General features: G+C 55.8%; 24 protein-coding genes. 10 read left to right on the top strand and 14 right to left on the bottom strand.

Annotation, left to right across the window (positions count from 1 at the left end; genetic code table 11):
- Window positions 1–223: 223 nt before the first annotated feature.
- On the bottom strand, window positions 224–2,071 hold the full coding sequence (locus ABLO27_RS14830; protein WP_353033718.1) for an adenylate/guanylate cyclase domain-containing protein: 1,848 nt from the start codon (window positions 2,069–2,071) through the stop codon (window positions 224–226).
- A gap of 240 nt (window positions 2,072–2,311) precedes the next feature.
- On the opposite strand from ABLO27_RS14830, the gene ABLO27_RS14825 reads away from it, so the two are divergent.
- A complete protein-coding gene (locus ABLO27_RS14825) occupies window positions 2,312–2,881 on the top strand; it encodes an MAPEG family protein (RefSeq protein ID WP_353033717.1) in 570 nt (189 codons plus the stop codon).
- A gap of 19 nt (window positions 2,882–2,900) precedes the next feature.
- Here the strand turns inward: ABLO27_RS14825 and ABLO27_RS14820 are convergent, their stop codons facing one another.
- On the bottom strand, window positions 2,901–4,715 hold the full coding sequence (locus ABLO27_RS14820; protein WP_353033716.1) for an adenylate/guanylate cyclase domain-containing protein: 1,815 nt from the start codon (window positions 4,713–4,715) through the stop codon (window positions 2,901–2,903).
- A gap of 217 nt (window positions 4,716–4,932) precedes the next feature.
- Window positions 4,933–6,516 carry a SulP family inorganic anion transporter gene (locus ABLO27_RS14815; protein ID WP_353033715.1) on the bottom strand — a complete coding sequence of 528 codons (1,584 nt, stop codon included), beginning with the start codon at window positions 6,514–6,516 and terminating at the stop codon, window positions 4,933–4,935.
- 370 nt (window positions 6,517–6,886) lie between these two features.
- On the opposite strand from ABLO27_RS14815, the gene ABLO27_RS14810 reads away from it, so the two are divergent.
- The gene (locus tag ABLO27_RS14810; protein ID WP_353033714.1) at window positions 6,887–7,675 is read left to right on the top strand and encodes a substrate-binding periplasmic protein; all 789 of its coding nucleotides are present in this window, start codon (window positions 6,887–6,889) and stop codon (window positions 7,673–7,675) included.
- A 42-nt stretch (window positions 7,676–7,717) separates the two neighbouring features.
- Here the strand turns inward: ABLO27_RS14810 and ABLO27_RS14805 are convergent, their stop codons facing one another.
- Window positions 7,718–8,326, bottom strand: coding sequence for a TetR/AcrR family transcriptional regulator (locus tag ABLO27_RS14805; RefSeq protein ID WP_353033713.1), 609 nt, complete (start codon window positions 8,324–8,326; stop codon window positions 7,718–7,720).
- A gap of 71 nt (window positions 8,327–8,397) precedes the next feature.
- On the opposite strand from ABLO27_RS14805, the gene ABLO27_RS14800 reads away from it, so the two are divergent.
- The 5 genes from ABLO27_RS14800 to ABLO27_RS14780 all read left to right on the top strand — a co-directional run bounded on the left by ABLO27_RS14800 (window position 8,398) and on the right by ABLO27_RS14780 (window position 12,260).
- The gene (locus tag ABLO27_RS14800) at window positions 8,398–8,931 is read left to right on the top strand and encodes a redoxin domain-containing protein (RefSeq protein WP_353033712.1); all 534 of its coding nucleotides are present in this window, start codon (window positions 8,398–8,400) and stop codon (window positions 8,929–8,931) included.
- 24 nt (window positions 8,932–8,955) lie between these two features.
- Complete coding sequence (locus tag ABLO27_RS14795) at window positions 8,956–9,363, top strand: hypothetical protein (protein WP_353033711.1); 408 nt, start codon at window positions 8,956–8,958, stop codon at window positions 9,361–9,363.
- Window positions 9,364–9,394: 31 nt separating this feature from the next.
- Window positions 9,395–9,841, top strand: coding sequence for a YybH family protein (locus tag ABLO27_RS14790; RefSeq protein ID WP_353033710.1), 447 nt, complete (start codon window positions 9,395–9,397; stop codon window positions 9,839–9,841).
- A 172-nt stretch (window positions 9,842–10,013) separates the two neighbouring features.
- On the top strand, window positions 10,014–11,192 hold the full coding sequence (locus ABLO27_RS14785) for an aminotransferase (protein WP_353033709.1): 1,179 nt from the start codon (window positions 10,014–10,016) through the stop codon (window positions 11,190–11,192).
- Between the two features lie 36 nt (window positions 11,193–11,228).
- Entirely contained in the window at window positions 11,229–12,260 is a 1,032-nt protein-coding gene (locus ABLO27_RS14780) for an asparaginase (protein WP_353033708.1), read from the top strand.
- A gap of 11 nt (window positions 12,261–12,271) precedes the next feature.
- On the opposite strand, the gene ABLO27_RS14775 is transcribed toward ABLO27_RS14780, so the two are convergent.
- Complete coding sequence (locus tag ABLO27_RS14775) at window positions 12,272–12,721, bottom strand: GNAT family N-acetyltransferase (protein WP_353033707.1); 450 nt, start codon at window positions 12,719–12,721, stop codon at window positions 12,272–12,274.
- A 12-nt stretch (window positions 12,722–12,733) separates the two neighbouring features.
- Between ABLO27_RS14775 and ABLO27_RS14770 the strand changes: the two genes are divergently transcribed.
- On the top strand, window positions 12,734–13,531 hold the full coding sequence (locus tag ABLO27_RS14770) for a dimethylarginine dimethylaminohydrolase family protein (protein ID WP_353033706.1): 798 nt from the start codon (window positions 12,734–12,736) through the stop codon (window positions 13,529–13,531).
- A gap of 29 nt (window positions 13,532–13,560) precedes the next feature.
- Here ABLO27_RS14770 and ABLO27_RS14765 read toward each other — a convergent pair whose 3' ends face one another.
- Both ABLO27_RS14765 and ABLO27_RS14760 read right to left on the bottom strand, forming a co-directional pair.
- Window positions 13,561–14,931, bottom strand: a complete 1,371-nt coding sequence (locus ABLO27_RS14765; RefSeq protein WP_353033705.1) for a TIGR03808 family TAT-translocated repetitive protein — start codon at window positions 14,929–14,931, stop codon at window positions 13,561–13,563.
- 175 nt (window positions 14,932–15,106) lie between these two features.
- Window positions 15,107–15,580, bottom strand: a complete 474-nt coding sequence (locus ABLO27_RS14760) for a YHS domain-containing (seleno)protein (RefSeq protein ID WP_353033704.1) — start codon at window positions 15,578–15,580, stop codon at window positions 15,107–15,109.
- A 210-nt stretch (window positions 15,581–15,790) separates the two neighbouring features.
- On the opposite strand from ABLO27_RS14760, the gene ABLO27_RS14755 reads away from it, so the two are divergent.
- Entirely contained in the window at window positions 15,791–16,375 is a 585-nt protein-coding gene (locus ABLO27_RS14755; RefSeq protein ID WP_353033703.1) for a TetR/AcrR family transcriptional regulator, read from the top strand.
- A 4-nt stretch (window positions 16,376–16,379) separates the two neighbouring features.
- On the opposite strand, the gene ABLO27_RS14750 is transcribed toward ABLO27_RS14755, so the two are convergent.
- Window positions 16,380–16,991, bottom strand: coding sequence for a peptidase C15 (locus tag ABLO27_RS14750; RefSeq protein ID WP_353033702.1), 612 nt, complete (start codon window positions 16,989–16,991; stop codon window positions 16,380–16,382).
- A 6-nt stretch (window positions 16,992–16,997) separates the two neighbouring features.
- Complete coding sequence (meaB, locus tag ABLO27_RS14745) at window positions 16,998–17,996, bottom strand: methylmalonyl Co-A mutase-associated GTPase MeaB (RefSeq protein ID WP_353033701.1); 999 nt, start codon at window positions 17,994–17,996, stop codon at window positions 16,998–17,000.
- Window positions 17,997–18,170: 174 nt separating this feature from the next.
- On the opposite strand from meaB, the gene ABLO27_RS14740 reads away from it, so the two are divergent.
- Window positions 18,171–19,208, top strand: coding sequence for a phytanoyl-CoA dioxygenase family protein (locus ABLO27_RS14740; RefSeq protein ID WP_353033700.1), 1,038 nt, complete (start codon window positions 18,171–18,173; stop codon window positions 19,206–19,208).
- Between the two features lie 6 nt (window positions 19,209–19,214).
- Here ABLO27_RS14740 and ABLO27_RS14735 read toward each other — a convergent pair whose 3' ends face one another.
- The 5 genes from ABLO27_RS14735 to ABLO27_RS14715 all read right to left on the bottom strand — a co-directional run bounded on the left by ABLO27_RS14735 (window position 19,215) and on the right by ABLO27_RS14715 (window position 25,192).
- Window positions 19,215–19,805 carry a DUF1131 family protein gene (locus tag ABLO27_RS14735; RefSeq protein WP_353033699.1) on the bottom strand — a complete coding sequence of 197 codons (591 nt, stop codon included), beginning with the start codon at window positions 19,803–19,805 and terminating at the stop codon, window positions 19,215–19,217.
- 154 nt (window positions 19,806–19,959) lie between these two features.
- Window positions 19,960–20,541: a TIGR00730 family Rossman fold protein gene (locus tag ABLO27_RS14730; RefSeq protein WP_353033698.1), complete on the bottom strand. Its 582-nt coding sequence runs from the start codon at window positions 20,539–20,541 to the stop codon at window positions 19,960–19,962.
- 60 nt (window positions 20,542–20,601) lie between these two features.
- Complete coding sequence (locus ABLO27_RS14725; RefSeq protein ID WP_353033697.1) at window positions 20,602–21,990, bottom strand: dipeptidase; 1,389 nt, start codon at window positions 21,988–21,990, stop codon at window positions 20,602–20,604.
- Between the two features lie 193 nt (window positions 21,991–22,183).
- Window positions 22,184–24,100 carry a mechanosensitive ion channel family protein gene (locus tag ABLO27_RS14720; RefSeq protein ID WP_353033696.1) on the bottom strand — a complete coding sequence of 639 codons (1,917 nt, stop codon included), beginning with the start codon at window positions 24,098–24,100 and terminating at the stop codon, window positions 22,184–22,186.
- A 147-nt stretch (window positions 24,101–24,247) separates the two neighbouring features.
- The gene (locus ABLO27_RS14715) at window positions 24,248–25,192 is read right to left on the bottom strand and encodes a cation transporter (protein WP_353033695.1); all 945 of its coding nucleotides are present in this window, start codon (window positions 25,190–25,192) and stop codon (window positions 24,248–24,250) included.
- Window positions 25,193–25,198 lie beyond the last annotated feature (6 nt).

Genomic DNA, 25,198 nt, shown 5'->3' with positions numbered 1-25,198 from the left:
CGGTGCCGCGTTGCGATGACAGGAGCGAACTTAGTCGGCCGGTTTGGAACTCGTGCTGAATGTGGCGTTCAGCTACCGTTCATTGTGTTGTTCAAATTCGGGCAATCGGTCTTTTCAGGAAAATCTATCGGTTGAGAACGTCTGTTGGCGGACATCCCTGAGTCCATCGGACTGACGGACAAGTCGAGGGATCTTCTGAGAAGACAGTGCCAACAAAGGGGTGCTACGTGGCGTCTGATAGGATCAGGCGAACCACTTGCAGTGCCTCAGTCTTGCCCTTCACCTTTTGCGCTCCGATTGGCTGCATAAGGAAGTCTTCGTCGAGATTTTCTGCAACTTCCTCTGACACCAGAATGACGACTTCGGCTTCCGGATCTATTTCCTTGCCGAGGCTTTCCAGTCGTGCTGCGGCATTCACGGTGTCGCCGATGACCGTATAGTTGACCCGTTCCGGCGCGCCTATATCACCTACGACAAGCGGGCCGAGATGCAATCCAACCCGAATGCGAACAGGCGGCTTGCCCTCCGATTTTCTCTTCAGGTTATCCGCGTGGATTGCTTTTGCCATGCCGATTGCCGCGCGGGCAGCGTGTTCGGCCGGATTGTCCAGATGATCCGGTGCCCCCCAGAAAGCCATGACGCTGTCACCGATATACTTGTCGATCGTGCCACCGTTCATGCGGATTTCGGCGCCGAGAAGAGACAAATGGTGGTTGACGAAGGCCGCCGTTTCAGTGGCTGACATGCCCTCAGACGCGGAGGTGAAGCCGGCAATGTCGGTAAACAGCACCGCGACTTCGCGTTCTTCAGGAGGCGCGTCGGCCCGGCCTTCCTTCAGCAGCTTGAGCACCAACGCCTTCGGAACGTAGCGCCGGAAGGCATCGAGGCCGCTGACCATGGAATTGAAACCGCTGGCAAGGTCATCCAGCTCACGAACGGAGCTGCGCGGAAGCTCCTTGACAGCATCCAGATCGAGTTTCGCGACGGCGCGGGCTCCTGTTGCAGCTCGGCGAATGGGTTGCCCGATCCGATGCGCCAGAAGACCGGCCCCTACCAGGGAAAGGCCCAGAAGCGCGACGCCTATGACAATGGAATCGGTCAGCTGGTCCAAGGGTTGTTCCAGAATGGCAGCGGGAAAATGAGCGCCGATCGCAACCGGTAATCCTGACAAGCCCTGCTGATCGTTGTCCAGAATCACGAAGCGCTTGTCGTGATGTTCATCAAAGCCGAAGCGCAGCTCATGACCTTCGCCGATGCCGTAATCTGCAGGATCCACTTCTTCGGTCAGGCCAAAATTTGCAAGAAAGCTGTCGGGAACACTTTCAAGGGCAATGAGCGGATAAACCGGAGACAACTGATCGAAAACCTTGTCCAGTTCCGGATGCGCAATCACATCGTTACTGTCCGGATTGATCATGAAGACCGTGACCAGATTTGTCGAAATTTCGTTGGTGATTTCCGACAGGCGCTGCACCGACATCGCCATGATCACCAGTCCTTCATAGTTGCCCTTGTCAAGAACCGGCTGCACATGGGCGACATAGGTATGCTGGCGAGCGCTGTAATATTGCGGTTCGGTCCAGAAGGCTGTCGTTCTTGATGCGGAAGACTGGATAAGGTTGGCGAGAGCGTGAGTCTTGTCAGTGACAGGCACAAATTGCGGAATGAGGATACCGTCTCCTGCACCCCGGTCTATCTGGATGAAGTTGCCGTTCCGGTCCGCGACGATAACGAAGGAGACATGTTCCATCGAAGAAAGCGCGCCGAACAGGTAGTCGGCAACCTCCTGCGGATGATCGATCAGAATACTGCCGGTATTGAGAGCGGCGACGGTAAACTTGCTGGCTTCCTCAACAGCCTCGATCTGGTCTGAAAAAGCCTGATCGAGTGCGCCAAGCCCGACATTTATCAGCTCGCCACCCAGATCGCGCACAACCTTCTCGGAGGTAGAGGCCTGTACAAACAGCACAAGTGCAGCTGTTATCGATACAAAGGCCCCGATCACCGTGGTCAGGGTCGGGGTGATGTGAAAGCGCCGGTTGATGAAGAAACTCCTGCTGCAGATCGACAATCTCAGTTCAATCCATATCGCGAGCAATTGGTCAGGGCAAAGTAATCGCGTGCAAATTCGCTATCTTGGTGAACTTTCTTCTTGAAAACAGAAAATTCATCCCGAATTCATGCTTGTTGCTTTTCATCACGATCCACTCAAATTTGATCCGATTAGAGGAAACTAGTTGGATTCGATTTGCCAGACGATGTCGCATGATGATTCTTGACGTCAGTTAGTTTTAATGGAGACCTTCAATTCATGGATTCCGCGCAGGTCGAACGTCGCCAAAGAGCCCGTTTCTTCATTCTTGCTTATCCATTTGCCTTGATCGCCATCTGTCTGCTTCTAAATTTTCTGCTTTTCGGAATTCAATCGATTGCCATCGCATTACCGAGCAAACCGATGATCATGGCGCTGGTGATCGCAGCCATTTTGCTTCTGGCCAATCACACCTGGCTGATGACGACAACCGAGCTGACGCGTGCGAAATTCGGGATGTACGCAACCCCTGAAGAGTGGCAGGCAAGCGGAAAGAAGCGCGAAGATGCGGCTGCAAAGGGGCTCGAAGAGCTGGAAAGGCGGCACAACGCGCATCGCAACAGCACCGAGAACACTGTCTATTTCGCGCTTCTGGCATTTGTTTTCAGTGTCACTTCACCGGCTGCAACAGCTGCTTTTGTCTGGATTGCGGGTTTTGGTGTCGCGCGGCTCGGCTATTCGTACAGCTACCTTGCGGGCAAGGACGGGCTGCGCGGGCTCTTCATGAGCCTGAGCCTCCTGTGTCTGTACGGTATTGCGAGCTATGTGGCTGTTGCCGCGATTGTCTGACTGGTGCCCGTTGCAAGTATCAGAACAGTAGCCTGACCACCTGGAGTGGTTCGACCCGTCCCTTGACCATCTGTGGTCCGATGCGTTCCTGGCGAATGTCGTTGCTCAGGTTGGAGGCAATTTCCTCAGAGGCAAGGATCATGACTTCGGCATCCGGGTCGATTTCCTTGCCGAGGCTTTCAAGTCGCGAGGCTGCGTTCACGGTGTCTCCGATCACCGTGTAGTTGACCCGGCCCGGGGCACCGATATCGCCGACAACCAGTGGGCCGAGGTGAATCCCGATCCGAATGCGCACCGGCTGCTTGCCATGAGACTTCCGCTCCTGATTGTCCGCATGGATTGCCGCCGCCATTCCGAGGGCCGCACGTGCAGCGTGCTCAGCCGGGTTTTCCAGCCGATCGGGTGCGCCCCAAAAGGCCATGACGCTGTCACCTATATACTTGTCGATCGTGCCGTCCTGCCTGGTGATCTCTGTCCCGAGCAGGGAAAGGTGGTGGTTGACGAAAGCAGCAGTTTCGGTTGCCGACATCCCCTCGGACGCAGAGGTGAAACCGGCAATATCCGTGAAGAGCACAGCAACATCGCGTTCTTCGGGCGGTGCATCGGCACGGCCTTCCGAAAGCAGTTTTTGCACCAGCGTCTTGGGGACATATCGGTTGAAGGCGGTCAGTCCGCCGACCATTGCATTGAAGCCCTTGGACAGATCATCCAGTTCCCGGATCACGCTGGATGGAAGCGGGGCCACGGCGTTTAGGTTGAGGTTCGCGACATCCTTTGCTGCAACCGCGGCTCTTTGAACTGGTCGTGCAATCCGGCGCGCAAGCACGATCGCGCCAAGCAGTGACAGCATCAGCAGGCCGGTGCCGACAATGATCGCGGTCGTCAGCTGCTTTAGCGGTTGGTCCAGGTATTCTGCCGGAAAGTGGACGCCGATGCGGGCCGGCATTCCCATGAGGTTTTCGTTGTTCTGCTCAATGATGACGAAGCGCTTGTAACCTTCGTTATCGTATCCTGCGTGCAGATCCAGGCCTTCGGCAATGTCGAAAGTCGAATTCCTGACCTTCGGCATATCGCTGAATTCGGCGAGAAACGTGTCGGAGACCTGACTGACATGCAGGAGTGGGTTTTCCGGGGTTAGCTTGTCGAAGCTTTCGAAAAGCACCGGATGGGCAATGACTTCGTGGGTCCCTTCCTTCAACAGAAAGACAGTGATGTCCTCGGTTGAAATGTGCCAGGTGATTTCGGACATCCGCTCAAGCGACATGCCGGTCAACAAACTGCCGTAGTATTTTCCATTCTCATAGAAGGGATGCGTGTAGACGAAATAGGTATGCTCCCGGCTTGGCATGAACACCGGATCGCTCCAGAACGGGGTCGTCTGTTTTGCAGCCTTTTCAGTGAGCGGCACCAGGGAGGGAATTTCAGACGCCAGTTCCACAGCGCCCGCCAGCAGCTGTCCGTCCGCGTCGCCTCGGTCGACATCAATGCCTTCACCGTGTTCGTCGACCAGTACCAGGAAGGAGACCCGGTCCATCGGTGCGAGGGCACCGTAGAGATAGGCAATAATCAGGTCCGGATTGTCGAAGCTGAAGTCGTTCTTGTCCCAGCTGGCTTCAGTGTATTTTGCGGTCTCCACAACGGCGTGGAGCTGCTCGATAAGCGCTATTTCCGAACTCTCCATACCCAGATCGACCACAACGCCGCCCATCTGACGGATGACTTTTTCGGAGGTCACCGCCTGAATAATCAGAATTGAAGCGGCGGTCAGCAGGACAAAGGTACCGATGACCGTTGCCAGGGTTGGGGTAATGAAGAGCTTGGTGCGAAACGACACAGTGTTTTCCCGGTTGCATCTTTGAGCGCTGCCAGACCTTACCAGCACGAATTATCAAAGGAATAGTGCAACTTCGGAAACGAGGCGTGAACTCGGCTCGAAGCCATAATGATCTTCCCAAGCCAACTTGAAAACAAGTTCCAAAGAAAAACCCCGATGGCAGAAGAGCCGTCGGGGTTCAAAATCATGTCCGTTCGGTCTGACGTTTCAGAAGACTTCAGGAGGCCTTTTGCGGTTCGTCGAACGTGTGACCGTAGTCAACTGCGACCTCATAGTCGGGATCTTCAAGCACCGAGACTTCAACCAGGTTGCCGGCTTTGTGAAGCAGCTTTTGGCAGTCGGGTGACAGGTGACGCAGATGCAGGCGTTTGCCGGCTGCTACATATTTGGAGGCAAGTGCGTCGATGGCTTCCAGACCGGAATGGTCGACAACGCGGCTGTCGATAAAGTCGACGACAACGTCATCCGGGTCGTTCTGCAGGTCGAACAAATCTACGAAACCGGTGGTGGAGCCGAAGAATAGCGGGCCGGACAGACGGTAGACCTTCCAGCCTTCCTTGCTCTTGCCGATGCGTGCGCTGATGCGGCTGGCTGCATTCCAGGCGTAGGCGAGGGCGGAGATGATAACGCCGACGACAACGGCCACCGCAAGGTCAGCGTAAACGGTCACGCAGGTGACAACGATCATCACCAGAGCGTCGGTCAACGGGATCTTGTGCATGATCTTGAGGCTCGCCCAGGCAAAGGTGCCGATGACGACCATAAACATCACGCCGACCAGTGCGGCTACCGGGATCTGCTCAATAAGCGGGGAGGCGATCACAATGAAGGACAGCAGGAAGAGAGCCGCGGCGATACCGGAGATACGGGTGCGGGCACCTGACTTCACGTTGATCATCGACTGACCGATCATGGCGCAGCCACCCATGCCGCCGAAGAAACCGGTGACGATATTTGCTGTTCCCTGAGCAAGACATTCCTTGGACGCACCGCCTTTGGTGTTGGTGAGGTCGGCAACAAGATTGAGCGTCAAAAGCGATTCAATCAGACCGATTGCGGCCAGAATCAACGCATAGGGAAAGATGATCTGCAGGGTTTCCAGGTTCAGCGGTACCATGGGAATGTGGAATTCCGGCAATCCGCCTGCGATGGAAGCAAGGTCACCGACCGAGCGCGTGTCGAGGTTGAAGCCAAGCACCAGCGCTGACACCACAAGGATGCCGGCAAGAGGCGCCGGGAAAGCAGTGGTGATTTTCGGCAGGAACCAGATCACGGCCATGGTCAGTGCGATCAGGCCGAGCATCAGATAGAGCTGAGAACCGGTCATCCAGGCCAGTCCGCCAGCGCCGTCCGGAACCTTGAACTGTCCGAGCTGGGCCAGGAAAATAACGATGGCGAGGCCATTCACGAACCCGAGCATGACCGGGTGCGGCACCATGCGGATAAACTTGCCCCATTTGAGCACGCCCACAATGATTTGCATGATGCCCATCAGCACCACCGTGGCGAAGAGGTACTCAACCCCGTGCTGGGCAACAAGCGAAACCATGACGACCGCCAGAGCACCGGTCGCACCTGAAATCATTCCCGGGCGGCCGCCGATGCAAGCGGTGATCAGGCCGACGAAGAAAGCCGCATAAAGACCAACAAGCGGATTTACACCGGCAACAAAGGCAAAGGCGACAGCTTCAGGCACCAGAGCCAGTGCAACCGTCAGACCGGCGAGCAGCTCCGTTTTGATGCGTGAGGCATCAAGTTTGGTCGATTGTACAGGCGCAGGGGCCTCGGCACGTGCGGACAAGTCGAGCTCCAGTCGTTCACTTGTATGGTTGCGAAGGTCAGCCAAGTTACCTGGGTCAGGCTTATTGACCTAAATCAATTTGGGCCCTTGTAGTTGATTTACTGCGCGGCAGCAAGGTTTCGATTGGATGGCTGCCATGCTGATTTGCCGGTTCGGGTGTATTTAGCGTTTCACGCGATTACTTTGTGGTGGTGTACTGGAAGTAGTTGGTTGGAAACTTGAGGAGGAGACTGCAACTTGTATATATCCAGTAAGTTGCAAGTTTTCATCATGAATATTGTTGAAAATTAGGAAATTTTATTCTGATCTGGTTGGTCAAAATTAACGATGTTGATAAGTATAACTACATACTATTTGATGGTGCCGCATAATGATTGCCGAGGGGCGGTTGCAAGAGGTTGTTGTATTGCTTGGTGCTCGTTTCCGGCTGATCGTTACGTTTCTATCCGTTGCCCTGGCAATCGTTCCGGCTCGGGCGTCGGAAATGATCCTGGCAACAGATGACTGGCCTCCCTTCCGTATCTCCGGCGATGCCGGCTTGATCGGACTTGATCTGGATTTAATCCAAGAAATCGCAAGAAGAACGGATACCGGTCTCAGGGTCATCAAGATGCCGTGGGGGCGCGGACTGGCGTCGATGGAAAGTGGTGCTGTCGATGTGATGACAGGATTGGCCTACCGGGAGGAAAGAGCAAAGTACATTGCCTACACCGATACGCCTTATTTCAAATGCACTACGGCGTTTTATACGGTTGCCGGTCGCGGAGATCAGATCAGATCCTACGAAGATCTCTACAGGCACCAGATTGGCTATGTTCTTCATTCGGCGTATTTCGAACGGTTCGACGCTGACCAGGGCCTCGATAAAGTTGGCGTGCCGCAGGAGCAGACACTTGTCGACATGCTGGTCAAGGGGCGCTTCGCAGTCATGATCGGAACCGACTGTCAGGTCGATTACCATATCGAACGGCTGGGGCTTTCCGAGGCGATAGAGAAAACACCTTATAATCCCGGCAACAAGGTCGACCTTTATCTCGGAGTTTCAAAACGCTCCGATTGGGCAGCTCGGCTGGACGAGTTGAATGAAGTCGTCAGAGAGCTGCTTGACGAAGGCTTCATCGACAAGGTCGCTCGGGAGTATTACGGCGGACAATCCTGAATTTTCCTCGACTGCATATACAATCAAGCGTTATTTCTGAATTCAGCAGGACAGGATCATCTGCACCCGATGGTCGAGGTCTTTTCGGAGCTCCTCTTCTGTCCAGCCAGCGCGTCCGCGGAACATGTAGCCCTGTCTGATGTCGTAGAGCAGTGCTGCACGCTCGAGCGACGGAAAGTCAGCGGGTAGGGTGCCTTTCTCCTTCTCGGTGTCAAATCTTGCCGCCAGGCGCCGGTCCGTATCATCGATTGCAGCGGCAACGCGTTCAGCGACACCTTCGACCTGACCGATATTTGTTGAAACGCTGGACGCCAGAAAACAGCCCTTGGCTCCACTGCCGTTGTCTGTCGCGTATTTGATGACCTTTTCGAGAAAGCCCCGCACCGCTTTTTCGATGTCAGGCTCGGTTTCAAAGATGACGACCGGTTCGCAGCCGTTCACATCCGCATAGCGGTCGATCGTCTTCAGGTAGAGTTCTCGCTTGTCGCCAAAAGCGGAATACATGCTGGGGCCGGTGATCCCCATCGCCTTTGTCAGGTCACGCAGCGAAGCTCCATCGTACCCCTTTGCCCAGAACACTCCCATCGCCTCGATCAGTGCGTCATCATAATCGAAAGTGCGTGGGCGGCCTAATTTTTTTGTATCGTTCAATATATAATCCTTGACGCGATTGCGTTCGGCTGCTTTATGTATCGAGCAATATATAAATCAGAGAGAGCTGCATGACCAGTCCAAAACTGCAGGCCGGAAAGCCATTTCCGGTCATCGATACTCCTTTGCTTGGTGGTGGGATCACCTCACTTTCCGACTGTGCCGATGGACATGATTGGAAATTGATTGCGGTTTACCGGGGTAAGCACTGTCCCTTGTGTACCCGGTATCTGCGTGAGTTGAACGACGCGCTTCCGGAGTTGAATGAACTCGGTGTCGACGTGATCGCCGTCTCTGCCGATTCCGAACAAAGGGCCAGGGACCAGATGGAGGAAGTCGCTGCTGACTACAAGGTGGCCTACGGATTGACCGTCGAGCAAATGCAACAACTCGGCCTTTACATCTCCGGCAAGGGAAATGGTGTTGATGTGGAAGGGCCTTTCGCGGAGCCAGGCCTTTTCGTTGTCAATGAGGCAGGCAACCTGCAAGTAATCGATATCTCCAACGTTCCCTTCGCGCGCCCCAACCCGGCCTCAATTGTTCACGGGTTGCGGTTCTTTCGCAGCAGAACGGATCCATTCCCGGTGAATGGCACCCAGACCTGACACTTAAAGCAAGGAGGATGCGAAATGACACGCGATGTGAAGGTTCAAGAGATACGAGACACGATTGAAGATCTCATAAAGGCCGGAACAACAGCAGATCTGAGCGGACTGAACGACATTTATCACGATGCGATGAAAGTCCACCTGATCGACACCGACGGCAATCTTGCCCAGGCTGACAAGCCGTCCTTCATCGCAATGTTGAAAGAGATGATTGAGGCCAACGCGGGTGTCGACAATACCTGGGCCGAATACAACTCGATTGATGCGGACGGTAACTCCGGGCACGTTCTGATCACGCGCAAGGTGACTATCGGCGGAGAGCGGCGAGTTCTCGTCCTGAGCATCGATCTCACTTTCGAAGATGCCCGCTGGCAAGTGGTCCGGGAAGTGATCTTTTCCAGGCCCGATGTGGACCAGACTGTCCACTAATACTCTTTATCCAAAATCTGGAGTTCCTCACATGCGATATTTTCTCATGCTGATCCTGCTTGTCTGCATGGCAATACCCTCGGTTGCAGATGGTAGCCGGGAACAGGCCGTCAGAGACCTGAAAGGACTGAATGACAGGTTCAATGAAGCGGCTGCTGCAGGTGATGCAGATGCACTTGTAGACCTTTATTCTGATGACACTCTCTGGATCGCGCAAAACAAACCGCCGGTGCAAGGGCTTGAAGAACCTCGCAAGCTGTTTGAGTTCGTCACATCCAACAACGGCAAGGTCAGTCATACGATTGACCATCTGTTCGTGTCCGAGGATGCGACGTTGGCCGTCATGATCGGCTCCGTCGATGCAGAGATTGCAAGCGCCGGAATGGATGCGACCGGCACGTATCTTTTTGTGCTGAAACCGGAAGGTGGCAGCTGGAAAATTGTCACCGATATGTGGCACCAGCATTCCAAAAACTAGATAGTACCTCGATAGTGGCCGGTTTTTGAAAGACCGGCCACGAGATCGGCACCTCTCAGTAGAGCGCTTCCCGCACGGTTTTGCGTCAAACGAAGATTGCTCTTCAAACGAAAACACTCGACGGAAAATCCGGGGCGGACTAGAACCGGCATAACCACTTGCCGGAGGAAGCATGAAACCGACCAGCCCGGTCTTTACCGGTATCAACACGACCGTCTTCGAAACCATGTCGCGCCTTGCCATGGCTCATGGCGCAGTCAATCTGGGACAGGGGTTTCCGGATGTGGACGGGCCGCTGGATATTCGCGAAGCCGCCGCCAAAGCTCTCATCGATGGTCCAAACCAATATCCACCCATGTTGGGCGTTCCGGAATTGCGTCAGGCCGTTGCCGACGCGAACAGGCGATTTTACGGTCTGGAAGTCGATCCTCAAAGCGAAGTGCTGGTCACTTCTGGAGCAACCGAAGCGCTTGCCGATTGCATTTTCGCTCTTGTCTCACCGGGCGATGAAGTGGTCCTGATCGAGCCGCTTTACGACTGTTATCTCCCGCTGGTTAAACAGGCCGGAGGCATCCCGGTTCGGGTTCGAGTGACACCTCCCCACTGGGACCTCGACAAAACCGCGCTTCGGGCGGCCTTTTCTTCAAAGACCAAGGCGGTCCTGATCAACAATCCGATGAACCCGACCGCCAAGGTGTTTTCCGAAGCAGAGTTGCAACTGATCGCCGATCTGTGCCTGGAGCACGATGCCTACGCAATCTGTGATGAGGTTTACGAGCACCTGGTTTTCGACAACCGGCAGCACAAACCTTTGATGGCCTTTGACGGCATGCGCGAACGAACCGTGCGTATCGGTTCGGCCGGAAAAACGTTCTCGCTGACAGGCTGGAAAGTCGGCTATGTCACCGGACCTGCGCAACTTATGGATCCGATTGCCAAGGCCCATCAATGGGTTACCTTTACAACGCCACCAGCTTTGCAGAAGGCAGTTGCCTTCGGTCTGCAAAAGGATGACAGCTACTATTCGGGGCTCGCTAGCGAGTTGAGTGGCAAACGAGACAGGATGGCAAAGGGATTGGCGGCACTGGGCTTTTCCGTATTGCCTTGCGCTGCAACTTACTTTCTGACCTGCGGAATTGACGGCCTGAATCTGGGTGACAATGATGTGGAGGCCTGCGAGAGGCTGGTCAGGGAAGCCGGCGTTGCCGCCGTTCCGGTTTCAGCCTTTTATGGGGACAATGCACCGACGGGCTTCATCCGGTTCTGCTTCTGCAAGCAGGATGAGATCATCGATGAAGCTCTTTCGCGTCTCTCGGCATTTTTGACTGCGGCCAATTCCGAATCCGCTTAGCTTGGAACATGTAATCTGATCAGGATGAGAAACTTCATGGACAATCCGGCTCTGGTAGACGTCACCCGCGGCAAGCTGACTGAAAGCCTGCATCGGGGCAGCGTCGCGATCGTGGATGCGGCAGGCAAGCTGGTTTGCGGGATCGGCGATGTCGATGCGCGCGTGTTCCCGCGGTCTGCCATCAAAGCGTTGCAGGCCTTGCCTCTGGTGGAGTCTGGAGCGGCAGACGCCCTTGATCTGACCGATGCCGAATTGTCCCTTGCCTGCGCATCCCACAATGGCGAAGAAGTTCATGCCAATTCGGCGCGTGTCATGCTCATGAAAGCGGGATTGAGCGACGATGCTCTGGAGTGCGGGCCGCAATGGCCGCAGCGGATGGAAGACGCCGCCAAGCTTATCCTGGCCGACGAGACGCCTTGTGGACTTCACAACAATTGCTCTGGCAAGCATGCGGGTTTCCTGGGACTTGCCAAGGTCATGGGCGTCGAGACAAAGGGATACGTGGAACCGGATCATCCGGTGCAACGTGAAGTGCGCCTGGTGATGGAACAATTGACCGGTGATACCCTGTCGGAGGATGTCTGCGGCACAGACGGGTGTTCCATCCCAACTTATGCATCGCCACTAAGGAGTTTTGCCCGGGCATTTGCCGCGTTCGGGGCGGGCGAGGGGCTGGACCCCTTGCGCGCTGAGGCTGCTGAACGGATCTATGACGCCTGTATCAACGAACCTTACATGGTTGCAGGTGCGGGCCGGTTCTGCACGCGGGTCATGGAAGGATTTCGTGGTCGCGTTTTTGTCAAAACCGGTGCGGAAGGCGTTTTTTGTGCGTCAATTCCTGAACTCGGTTTCGGAGTTGCGCTGAAATGCGAGGACGGTGCGACGCGAGCCTCGGAAGTCATGATGGCGACGATCCTGGAAGTCATGCTTGAGCTGAATGAAGATGAGGCGGCACTGCTGGACAGTCTGGTCAATCCGTCAATCCTGACAAGGCGTGGCGCAGAGGCTGGGCATATCAGGCCAAGAGAAGAGTTCCTCTCTCTTCTCAAATCTGCTCTACCGAGGTAATTTCCAGTCGGTTATATAGCTTTTTTCATCAATACCTTATTTCCGGTTCTTGATGTTTCACTCCAGCCGAGGTGCGTGTAGAGGGAGACATTTTCAGGCATGCCAATATGAGTGGCGAGCCTGATTTCCGTTGCTCCCTGCTGTTCGGCGACGTGTTCCACGGCCTCTATGAGTGCTTTGCCGATACCCTTTCCCTTGTGCTCAGGATCAACGGCGATGTTCGCCAGATGGGCGCTGCCAGTTTCAATGCCAAGTATTGCGACGCCTGCAATCTGTCTGTTGGTTTCGGCAACAAGCACAATCTTGCCGGTAATATCCTCCTCAATACCCGCCGACACGTCCGGCAAGTCATGCAGACGTGCCTTTACCGGTGAATAGGCGCGGTCGATACAGTCTTTGAGCGCCTTTGCATCTTGCATTTTCGCACGGCGGATGGCTGGTTGGTTGCTTGTCGTTTTCATTGGAGTTCCATCATGGCGCACCGTTCCGGTCTGTCTTTCCGCTTCACCCACGCAATCACCCGAACCCCTGCCAACAGCGTTTCGGACGGCATTCGCGCCGTGGATGCGGGGGATCCGAGTGGTGAAAAGTTCCGCCAAGAACATGAGCTTTACGTGAAAGCTCTTCAAGAGGCAGGTCTTGAAGTTACGGTTCTTCCATCGTTGGAAAAGTTCCCGGACAGCTGCTTTGTTGAAGACCCTGCCTTCTGTTTGCCGGAAGGTGCCATTCAGCTAAGGCCGGGAACCGCGAGCCGTATCGGGGAAGGCGCGGCAATACGTGCAGCCCTGGACGCAGCGTTTGGCCAGGTCGTTGAGCTGCCGGGAAAAGGGCATGTCGATGGCGGCGACGTCCTCATGTTGGATGACGTGATCCTGATCGGATTGTCTGCCCGGACGGACAGGGAAGGAGCAGAAGCCTTTGCCAAAGTGCTGGCAGAATGGGGCTACAAGGCAGAAGTCTGCGAAACTCCTGACGGCGTACTTCACTTCAAGACGGCCTGCTCCACGCTCGGCGAAGGCGTCATTCTCGCAACCCGGGTCATGGCGGAAAGCGGCTTCTTCGGGGATCGCAAGGTCGTGGTTGTTCCCGAAGGCGAAGAATACGCAGCCAATGTCATCCGGGTCAACGACGTGGTACTGGTGCCGGAAGGCTATCCCAAGACGCTTGCGGCCATTGAAGAGGCCGGGTTCCGCACAGTGGTGCTGCCAACACACGAAGCGCGGAAAGTTGACGGTGGCCTGTCCTGTCTGTCGTTGCGCTTTGCCGGCTGACGGCAGCTGATCCGAGGCTTCTGACGCGGTTAAGCGGCAATCTGATTGCCGCTGACCGTCAGGTTCGGGTACCCGGACGTATTGTTGAGCTCGCCTGTTGCCTTTTCCATCCATCGAAACCCGTTGATTGCGCCGGATTTCGAACCTTGAACAATATTGTTGGTGATGATGGCAGAGCCGGCACCATCAACCACGGTGACGGCGATCCCAGTCCCGCAATCCCGAATTACGTTTTGGGAGGCTGCAATGTTACGCAGGTAGGGGCCCCAACCCAGCAACATGCCGAATTTGGGGGCACCTTCGATAACATTGCCGGTCAAGGTGGTGTCAGCTTCTGCCACGATGCCCATTCCAAAGCCATCAACTTCCGGAGGGTACGGGCCGTCTTCTGAAATGTTGCGAACGAGGTTCCCCGAACAGACCGCCATCCGGCCGCCATCCATGAAATTGGCAATCGAAATTCCGGTGGTGCCGCCGTCAACAATATTGTTGGAAATCACGGCCCCCTGAAAGCCGAACTCGGAGTAGATGGCAACCTCACCGGAGCGCAAACACGAATTGCCGATGATCTGCACGTTTGAGCCTGTGTTGGAACGTATTGCAGAAAACGCACAATCCGCGACACGATTGTTGGAAATCATCACGCCGTGAGCGCGAAATACGTTGATGCCGTTGCCGAATTGACCGGTGCCACCGTAGCGCGCTCCGATCCGCTCAACCCTGTTTCCGGAGACGATGGTTCCATCTTCGCCTTCCCGCCAGCGATGCACCCAGATACCGCCATTGGCGCAGTCGGAAACCGTATTGCCGGTTATGGCAAGACCGGTAGCTTCGTTGGACCGCAGCCCCGCTTCCGCGGCTCCCGATATCCGGCAGTTGTCGACACGGCCGGAACACCGATCGAGCACGAGGCCCGTCTTTGAAGATCCGGCGATTTCGCAATTGTCGAGGGTAACATTGCGCACGCCAATGAAATGAAGAAGGCCTTCGGTGAAATCACCGATGGACCGGTTGGCGCCATCAAAGGTAATACCGTTGAGACCGATGTTGTTGACCCCTTCGGCTCTGATCAGCTGACCGCCACCGCCCTGGTAAACCAGTCTTGTCCTCCCGGGAACACCGACGATGAGCGTGCCGGAGGGCAGGCGGAGATTGGCGACAGGATAGGTGCCTGCGGGCAGAAACAGTGCTCGCCCGCGTTCGACGGCCCTGTTCACGGCATTCTGGAACTGCGCGGTCTGGTCGTCGGCGGCATTTGGAATCAATCCCAGATCGACTGAATCGATCGATCCTCTTAGATCCGCGACCTTCATCTGTGCCTGTGCTGCTGTCCCGGAAAGGAACAAAGCTGTCCCGGCAAGAAACGCACGGCGGTTCAGTTTTGCATTTTCACGTGTCATCGGCCTTGCCAATCGCTGTCAGCGTCCCGAGTTGGGATTCGCGTTGGTTCTTGACCTGAAAACAGCAAGAGGCGTGCCGGAATGCGCAGAATTGCACTGATCTTCGTTGAAATGAATAAAACCGGCCAGGCATGCGCCCAACCGGTTTTTTGTGTCTCAGAAAGGTTCGCGAAACTTAGAGTTCGCTCGGATCGGTGTCCTTGATGCCACCCCAGTTGCCGTCTGCTGTATTGACGAAGCCCGGGATGTCCTTGTTCCAGCGTTCCTGGATGCTTTCAGACAGGTTCAGGTAAAGCTTGCCGTCTACGATCTTCCAGAGATCCGGATCGCCATCAACCTTCACGCCCATTGCGGTGCCGAATGCGCAGAAGCCGCCATATTGCGGAAGATACTTGTCCGGGTCCTGCTTGAAGAGGTCGCGGTTTTCTTCAGACACGAAACGGTAGGTCGCTCCGTTGTGGACTTCGGTGATGGAAAAATCGCCATCCTGCGGTGCACCGTTGGTGAAGTAGGAGACGGGATCCACGCCGCGCAGGGCAAGGCCGGTGATAGTTGCGTTGACGTCGAAACCAGCACCGAATGCGCTGGAGATGAGACCACCGGCAACAACGAGAGCCGCGACGGAACCGCGAACCAGATTCTTGATCATAACGAAAAACTCCCAAAGGGTTGAACTTTTGCCAGCGCGGAGGAGATTGCCCTGATATTCGTTTTTAGGTACCATTTGGTTCCAAACTGAGCGGGCTGCGCTCAATCCCGTGCCGGTGAACCCAAGATAGGGTTAGGAACCAATCGGTACAAAACACAAGGGCGTGAGGACAAGGTGATCCGATCGTGAGGTCGGATTTCAGGTGAACGAATGGCAAGACCGCGTGAATTCGATCCTGAAGTGGCGCTGGACAAGGCGATGACGCTGTTTTGGGATCTCGGCTACGAAGAAGCCTCCCTGGCCGAATTGCTGTCGGCAATGGAGATCACCAAGGGCTCGTTCTACAAGGCCTTTCAGGACAAGCATTCGATCTATCTGGAATCGCTTGACCACTACAACGACAAGGTTATCAGCGGCACGGTTGCTTTTCTTTCCGACCCTGAAAACGGCTCGGGAGCAGAGCGAATTCTGGGACTGTTCGGAAAAGTTGCCGAAGCCATCGATCATGATGGCGACCGGCTTGGATGTTTCCTGTGCAACGCGTTGGTCGACAAGGCGGCGGCCGGAGGTGAAGCGGAAGCCAAGCTGCAGGCAATGGTTCACAGGCTGGAGAACGCCTTTTTCAAAGCGCTCCTCGAAGACACTGGCGTTAGCGAACCGACAGCTCGGGAAACCGCAAGAGGAATTCTGTCAGCCTATTTCGGATTGCGGGTGCTGGGACGGGCGGGACTGGCGAAACAGATGGCTGACGACTGCATCCGGCAGGTGGAATGGCTTTTGAAGAAAGCGGGATGAAGCGTCATCGCCGCAGCCGCCGCGCGGTTTCCCGTAAAAGCCTGACGGCAGCTTCTTCAATTGCCGGATAGCCGGATCTCGTGTCCCTCGGGCCTTTCGGCAGGGCTGGAACATGGACGAAGATGCTGGGAATGCCTGATCCAACAGAATCCCAAAGGGTCGCATTGCAGAGATAGGTTCCTGCGTCGGTCGACAATCTGGCGGGTGCACCACCCGTTTGCGCCGCGTCCCTCAGTGCGCGTGCGGGCAGTGTGGCGCTTCTGGCGCGTTCTGAAGCACTTGCAAGCTCCGGGCGGCCTGGAGAAGCGCCGACTGCGTCGGGACGCACGCGGATAGCTCTGTTTACGGCGCGCGTCTCGATGTTCATCGTGCGACGGGTTCCGTCGACACCGAAGTGAACAATCGCGTCCGGCCGGATTTCGTTTCGAAGCTTTTCCGTGACTTCCCGTCTGCCGGCCCAGGTGGTCGGCAGGACATGGAAGACCATCTCGACATTGAATTGATGCGTTCCGAGCCGCTTCGGCAAGCGCCGCATCAATCTTTCCGTCGGATTGATCGGCGCGCCGGGAAACGGAGAAAAGCCGGTCACCAGGATCGTTTTTGTTTTGTCGGCCATTTGAGGTTAATCCTGCAGTCCCATCAGATCGGACAGTTCATCGACAGCCAGAGAGACAGCAGTGGTCCCTTTCCTGACGCTGCTTTCCAGTACTTTGAGACGGTCGGCTGTTTTCGAGTTGGTTTTGAGAGCTTCCATCATCCGTTGCTGCAGCATGTCCCACATCCATGCAACCTGTTGCTGACTGCGTTTCTCCTGCCATTCACCGCTTGCCTGCATACGCTCTCGGAAAATGCCGATCTGTTCCCAAAGATGATCGAGGCCTTCGTTTTCCAGACCGGATATGGTGATCACCGGTGGGGTCCAGGTCGGGCTTTTGGGAGCCAGAATATGGAGGGCTGCCCGATAGTCGGAGGCGGCCGAGCGCGCGCGCGTTGCTCCTTCACCTTCGGCCTTGTTGACCGCGATCATGTCGGCAATTTCCAGGACACCTTTCTTGATGCCCTGCAATTCGTCACCGGCGCCTGGCAGCATCAGTACGAGGAAGAAATCCACCATATCGGCAACAGTTGTTTCCGACTGGCCGATACCGACCGTTTCTACCAGGATGACGTCAAACCCGGCGGCTTCGCACAGGAGCATCGTCTCTCTGGTCTTGGCAGCGACACCTCCAAGAGTTCCTGCTGATGGTGAAGGCCGGATAAAGGCGTCGGGATCAATGGCGAGACGCGCCATCCGCGTCTTGTCACCCAGGATAGAGCCACCGGTTCGCGTTGAGGAGGGATCAACCGCGAGTACCGCCACCTTGTGTCCGGCGGCCGTCAGATTGGACCCCAATGTGTCGATCGAAGTCGACTTGCCGACACCCGGCACACCCGTGATGCCAAGCCGGAAAGCCCTGCCGGTCAGCGGCAGGACCTTCTGGATTAACTGGTGCGCCATGTGCCGGTGCTCGGACTTCTTGGATTCAACCAAGGTGATTGCGCGGGCGAGGGCGGCTCGCTTACCGGCTGTCAGGTCAGCTGCCAGTTTCTCGGGATCAAGGGAAGAGGCCTTTTTCATCATGACAAAAGCCATAAACCAGGAATCATTAAAGGTCACCGTCCCCATTTGGCTGAGGTGCCGTGAGGATGGCGAGAAAGCGGAGACAAGTTGTGCGGTGAGGCCAACTCGCTGTTACACCGAGGAGCTCAACGTGGTAGAAAAACCTGTTTCAAAAATTCATCTTTCTGGTGGTCCATGACACCCTTGTCCTATTTAAAAGCTCCGATCTGGATTCTCGGCCTTGCCGGAACCGACAAGTCTCCGCGCAAGAATCCTCTTCTTGGCAGTGAACGACTGAACAACTGGGGCCTTCATAGGAAAAGGGTACAGATTGCTGCGAACCAGGCAGCGATGCGCAGACGCCGTTTGGCGAAAACGCTCGATACGGAGCAAAAGGCCTTTTTTGACGAGAATGGCTATTTTCTGGTTCGGGACTTTCTGCCGGATGATGTGTTCAGTCGACTGAAAGAAGAGGTTTTCGAGCAGCCATTCGAGACCCGTGAAATGCGTCAGGGGCAGGCCGTTACGCGCATGACGCTGTTGCCTCCGGAGGTTTTGAAGAAGAACGCCGCGCTGGCAAAGGCGGTGCGCGATCCGCGTGCGCTGCAGATGATCCGCTATGCAGCCTCTCAGGGCGGGTATCCGCTCAATTTCCTGCAAACGGTTCTGGTCGAGCCGAAGAAGGTGAAGACAAAAGATCCTCAGTCGGACGCTCATGCCGATACGTTTCACGCAACTTCAAAGGGATGGCTGTTCCTTCAGGATGTCGGTGAAGAAGATGGACCGTTCTTTTTCGTTCCCGGCTCTCACAAACTGACGAAGGAGCGGCTTGAGTGGGAATACCAATGCTCACTGACAGCTGCCCGAGACCCCAGGTCTCATCATGCCAGCGGTTCCTTTCGTATCAGGGCCGAGGAGCTTGAGGCACTTGGATTGCCGCAACCGGTCAAGATGTCAGTGCCTGAGAACACGCTTGTGGTTGCGGATACGTTTGCCTTTCATGGGCGTACACCCTCAGACAAGCCGACCATACGTTCCGAGATCCACTGGCACATGCGCCGGAATCCGTTCCTGCCGTGGACCGGACTGCACCTCAATGCGCTTCCATTCCTTCAGGACCGGGGCATGCCCACGCAGATGTCGCTTGCCGATTTTGCGGAACGAAACTTCAAGATGAGAAACGTCTGGCGTCCGGTCGGTAACGTGATGGTGCGTTCTGACGCTCACGTTTAGCAGGGATCAGGACTTCGGTGTCCATAGGATGCGCTGTAGTTCGGCGTCGAACAGGTCATTCGATGCCGGCAGTTCGTTGAACGGGCCCTGGTAGCCAGGGATCGCGTAGACCAGCTCTACATTGGGGTGGCCCGTTGACTTGCATATGGCCATGCCGCGCCACAGGTTTTTGCCCACCCGGCAATTGGAACGAGCTGTTCCGATATCGGCAAATGTCATGCCGATCCGTTCTCCGTTCGGTCCCTGCAGATGATGGGTCACGCCGTGGACGGAGCGCACTTTGCCGTTTTGACCCTTGAAGACCTGCAGCACCTGAAAACCGTCCGTGTTGAACGCGGCCAGTGCCCATTCAGTGTTGTTTTCAACGGCGGTTTGCACACCTTCGGTCGTGAAGCCAGGCAAAGCGGTTTCGATCGAATTCGACCCGTAGCTGGTTTCCTTGGTGATGCCGCCGACGCTGTCTTCAGTGATCTGCACAAGCGTGAGATTTGACGTTGAAACGAGCCTGCTTGACGTGCCGTCGAAATCGGCAGTGGGAGAACAGGCAATAACGGAAACCGCAGCAAGCAGGGTCAGACCCAAATCACGAAGGCGCATAGACTAAACACACATATCAGTTGAACGTCCGCGATCTGGGCGCGGTTTAGATATGGCTTAGCAACTAACGCCTTGTTTGCAAAGTGATCCGGGCGCCCTGTACACAGTTCACGTAACTTACGCAGGGGTGCGCTGGCCTGAAGGGACCGTGATCTCAGGTTTCGTCCTTCTTGATCCACTTCGGCGTGTTCGGAGGCGTATAGGCCTTGAAGAGGTCAATCAGCGCGCCAGGGGTGCTGGCGACCTGGGCCATGTCACGCATGGCTTTCTTGGTAAAACCCTCACGTGTCTGGTGATCCAGGAAAGCGATCAGCTGATCGTAATAGCCCTCAATATTGAGAAACCCGCACGGTTTTTCATGGTAGCCGAGTTGCCCCCATGTCCATACCTCGAAAATCTCTTCCAGGGTGCCGACGCCGCCGGGCAGGGCGATGAAACCGTCCGACAACTCGGCCATAAGGGCCTTGCGCTCGTGCATGGAGCCTACAAGGTGCAGCTCATTGAGCCCTTCGTGGCCGATTTCCTTGTCCTGGAGGGATTTCGGCAGGACGCCGATCACCTCTCCACCCGCGGCAAGCGCGGCATCCGCCACGGTACCCATCAGTCCGACTTTTGCACCGCCATAGACAAGACGATAGCCGTTTTCTGCGATAACGCGTCCGGTTTCCCGGGCAGCATCAGCGTAAGCTTCGAGCGCACCGTAGCTTGAGCCACAGAAGACGCATATGGATTTCATGCCATTACCCTTGAGATTGGAGGCGGGTTGAAGTGACAACCCGCCGAAGTCGTTTCCGGATCAGTCTTTCGAAAGTTCATCGAGGACGCGTGCCCACGAACGAATGCCCCGGTGGAAGCTGGTGAGGTTGTATTTCTCGTTCGGAGAGTGGATCTGGTCGTCTTCAAGACCAAAGCCGATGAGCAGGGAATCCATGCCCAGCATGCGCTTGAAATCGCCCACAATCGGAATGGACCCGCCCATGCCGATGAGAGCGGCCTCCTTGCCCCACTCATCCTGCAGCGCAATCTTGCCCTTTTCCAGCGCTGGCATGTTGAAATCGAGTCTTAGAGCAGGGCTGCCTTCCTTGGCGATGAAGTCAACGGTGCAGTCGGCCGGGATCTTTGAGCGCACATAGGCGCGGAACGCTTCCTGTACTTTGTCAGGGTCCTGATCACCGACGAGGCGGAAGGTGAACTTTGCATGGGCTTCTGCCGGGATGACGGTCTTGGAACCGGCCCCCTGGTAACCGCCCCACATGCCGTTCACTTCGACGGTCGGACGGGACCAAAGGTGTTCCAGCGGCGTGCGGTCGTTTTCTCCACGCGGGTATTTCAAACCCACGTCACCCAGGAAGTTCTCTACGGAAAATCCGAGTTTTTCCCACATTTTGGTGACGTTTTCCGGCATTTCGATAACGCCATCGTAGAAGCCGGGAAGCGTGACCTTGCCGTTTTCATCGTGAAGTCCGGCAATGATGTCGGCAACAATGTGGTTCGGGTTTTGCGCAGAGCCGCCATACATTCCGGAATGAAGATCGCGGCTTGCTGCCTTGACGACAATCTCGTCACCGACCATGCCGCGAAGCATGATGGAAATTGCAGGTGTTTCGGCGTCCCACATGCCGGTGTCGCAGACAAGCGCCAAGTCGCAGGAAAGTTCGTCCTTGTGCGCTTCCAGGAAGGGGCGCAGGGACGGGGAACCGGATTCTTCCTCTCCTTCAAACAATATCGTGACGTCGATCGGCAGATCACCGGTTTCTTCGATGAATGCACGAGCTGCTTCGACGAAGGTCATCAGCTGGCCCTTGTCGTCGGAAGAGCCGCGGGCGACGATGATTTTGCTGCCGTTCTCACGGGTCTTTATGCTCGGCTCGAACGGATCCTGGTCCCAAAGCTCCAGCGGATCGACCGGCTGAACGTCGTAGTGACCGTAGAAAAGAACATGAGGCCCGGATTTGCCGGACTTGCGGTGACCAACGACCATGGGGTGACCGGCCGTATCGCGCACGGATGCCTCGATACCGATCCCGGTCAACTCCTTCGCAAGCCATTCGGCAGCTTCCCGGCAAGGGGACGCGAAGGCCGGATCTGTCGAAATACTCTTGATCTTGAGAAGATCGAACAGGCGGTCGAGACTGGAATCGAGATTGGCGTCAACACGCGCCAAGACCTTGTCGATGGAACTCATGACGGATCCTTGATTTTTGAACAGATTGGATCGGGCCGCAAAGATTCTGGCCCGTTCAGAAGGCCCTAACAGGCCATATCACGACGTGAATCGCAAACAGTAAATTGTGGGGTGACAACAACTGACGGTTCAAGAAGGCGCCTCTTTCTCCCGTTAGGAAAAGAGGCCCTTGCAGGTATTCAGAGGGAGAACATCAAGCAGCCCTATGGGCGGAATGGTCTTCTTCAACGGATGCTTCAAGAAGACTTGCTTCCGGCAAACCGCCATCCTTCCCGAGGTAAACAGTGGAGGATGGGAACGCGAAATCGGAGCCACAGCGGACGACAATCTCGTGGATCTCAAACAGAAGATCCTGCTGTATTTCCAGGAACGCGTCGGTGTCATCGGCCATGACATAGGCGAAAACATCGACGGTCTGCGCGTATTCATCGAAACTGACAAGCCGAACGCGGAGCGGTTCCGCGGCAACCTTCTCATGAAGCTCAAGGTAAGCAGTGATTTCCATAAGGACTGTTTTGATCGCTTCAGGCGAGGTTTCGTAGCGCAGCCCGATCTTGTGCCGGAAATGAAACTTGTCCCGGTGACTGTAGTTGACGATCTTGCGTTTCGCGAAATCGGCGTTCGAAATGGTGATCAATGTCCTGTCGAGCGCCCGAATGCGGGTCGACCTGATGCCGATGGACTCGACTGTTCCAGACAAGCCGTCAAACTCACAATACTCACCAACACGGACCATGCGGTCGGCATAAAGGATGATACCGCCGATCAGGTTTTCTATCGTGGGCTGAGCTGCCAGTGCGATGGCGAGGCCGCCGACACCAAGACCGGCAATCACACCATAAATCGGAATGCCGATCTTCGTGGCACCATATCCAAGCACCATAAGAGAGATGGCAAGAGAGCCGACCCTAAAGCCGGTTCGCATAAGGCTTGCATCCAGACTCGGGCGAGACTGGGTGGGAGCCTGGACGAACCAGACGAAAATGACTTCCAGGCTGCGATAGACAAGCCAGGACAATGCGGTCCATACGATCGCCGTCGTTGCGGTGCTGACCACCTGCAAAGGTGTTCCGGTGATGTTGATCTGGTCTTCGCACAGATATCGAAACGACATAGCACCTGCGATCAAGACAATCGGTTGAAGGTTTGCCTGCAGAACCCTTGCTCGTTCGGAAACCGGCACAGCCCGCCATCTTCGCCAGCGGACATAGAGACTTGCTGCAACGAGATACAGGCCGATCAGAAGGACAAAGGCGGCCCATTGCCAGTAGGCCTGGTCGGCAAACTGGCTGTGGAGCCAATCCGGGCCCCCAGCCAGCAATTCGTACCAGCGTGGCGCAATCAGATTTCCCGGCGTGTAGATGTAGTATGCGAAGAGGTCTTCGCCCCGGTCGGCGTGCAGCGGGAGTTCGCTGACGACAGCATAGTCATCCGGGATCCGTTTCACGGAGTCGTCCGAAAAGAGATAGTGCCCTCTGCGCTCGCCTTCAGTCTGCCGTGCCAGTTTCAGGCTGGTTCCCGGGATCGTCCAGTATTCAGGCAGATTGTCTGCCTTGTGGGGAGTTCGAAACGTGCCGGCCGTTTCTCCGGGTACAGATTGCAGGTCAATCGGAGGAATTCGGTCCAGGATTTCCTGGAGTTGAAGCGCGAGTTCAATGCCGGCGCGGTCCCGAGACGTTTCAGGGATTTCCGACAGGTCAAGAGTGCGCTCGGCTTTCTCCATGAGTGCTTCCAGCATCAGGAGCTGATCTTTCTGGTTCTCGGTCAGAAAGACATTCGCGCCGTCCTCATAGGATTTTCGGACGTCGAGCCAAAGGGTGGAAACTTCGCCCATGATGAAGCGAAAACTTTCCAGCGTTGCACGGGGGCTGGCGGTATCGGGTGGAGAGATCGGATTGTTGCGCAAAAAGGCACGCGCTTGTTCCAGCCGGGTTTCGCTGAACACCTTGGTGGTCTTGCCGATTTCGGATGTGCTGGGGCCTGTCTCCGTACCGGCTGCGGGCAGTGTAACCAAAACCGCAAGTGCGAGACCGAGGGCGCGAGCCCAAGTGCCCGGAACAAACATCAGGGAGCTGTGCAATCGTTTGAAAAAACGCAATACCTGGAACATTTTCCCACCCGTGCTTCGGCAAAAATAGTCCAGTTTTACTTAGATGAAATTCATAATTTAAAAGTTACGGTTGTATCTCCGGGTGGGAGTATTCGACAAACAGAGTAACCGCAAAATTAATTTCCGGATTGAGCTTCTTTGCGAAGATCAGTCGGTTTTTGAAGACGGGTTGCGAGCGGTGACAATCACTTCGACGCGGGTCGGACCTAGCTTGTCTTCCAGTCGTGCAGAAATCGCAGCCTGAAATGCATCGATTTCCGATGCCAGGATAGGTCTGTCTGGATCGATGTAAATGGCGGCGTAGTGCATGCGTCCTGCCTGTAGAACTGCCACCCGGTTGAGGTAAAAGTTGTTCTCCCGGGCAAGGTCGCGGGCGGTGCGCGCTACCTTGGCATAAGTGCTTCCCGGCGCGCTGACGCCTGCAAGGTCGGCGATGGTTGTGCGAAATGCCGCGACGGGTTGCCAGAAGAATGCCAGAACAAGCACGATTACAATGACGGCATCCCCAATCGGAACATACGGTCCCAGAATGGTGCCTTCCAGAAACGGCAAGGAGAGCAGGGCGGCGCCAGAGCCGACGCTGAGCGCTCCGTCGATCATGGCAGCCCTTGCCTCGGTTTTCAGCAATTGGCTCCGTTTGCCTACCTTGCGATAGGCCCGATGAAAGTTGAAGGCGAGCGCCAGGCAGATGGCAACGATCACGATTGAGTAGACCACGATCGGACCGAAGATCAGCTCAGGAACCGTTCCGCCGTTGAAGAACGTCCAGATCTTTGTGCCGGAGACCACTGCGGCAAAGATCAGGATGCCGATCAGAATGAGGTTGCGGAAGGTGACATAAAGCACCTCATCGAAGTCATGTCCCCAGGGACGGCTTCGGGTTGGCGGCAGCCCGACGCGGGCACCAATGCGCGCAGCGGCGATTGCCGAGACAAAATTGACGGCCGAATAGAGCCCGTCCACCATCATGGCGTCGGACCTGGAGAGCCATGCTGTCAGAACCCCGGCGAACGCCATGAAAAGGTTTGCCCATTTGCCGATGACCAGGGCATTGCGTTCGATCTTCAGGTGTTCTTCGTTCTGTCCGGCCATTGGTCG

The sequence above is a fragment of the Roseibium sp. SCP15 genome, assembly GCF_040329435.1.
GTDB lineage: Bacteria > Pseudomonadota > Alphaproteobacteria > Rhizobiales > Stappiaceae > Roseibium.
The sequence above is the reverse complement of the archived record's forward strand: the minus strand, read 5'-3'. Positions and strand labels throughout refer to the sequence as shown.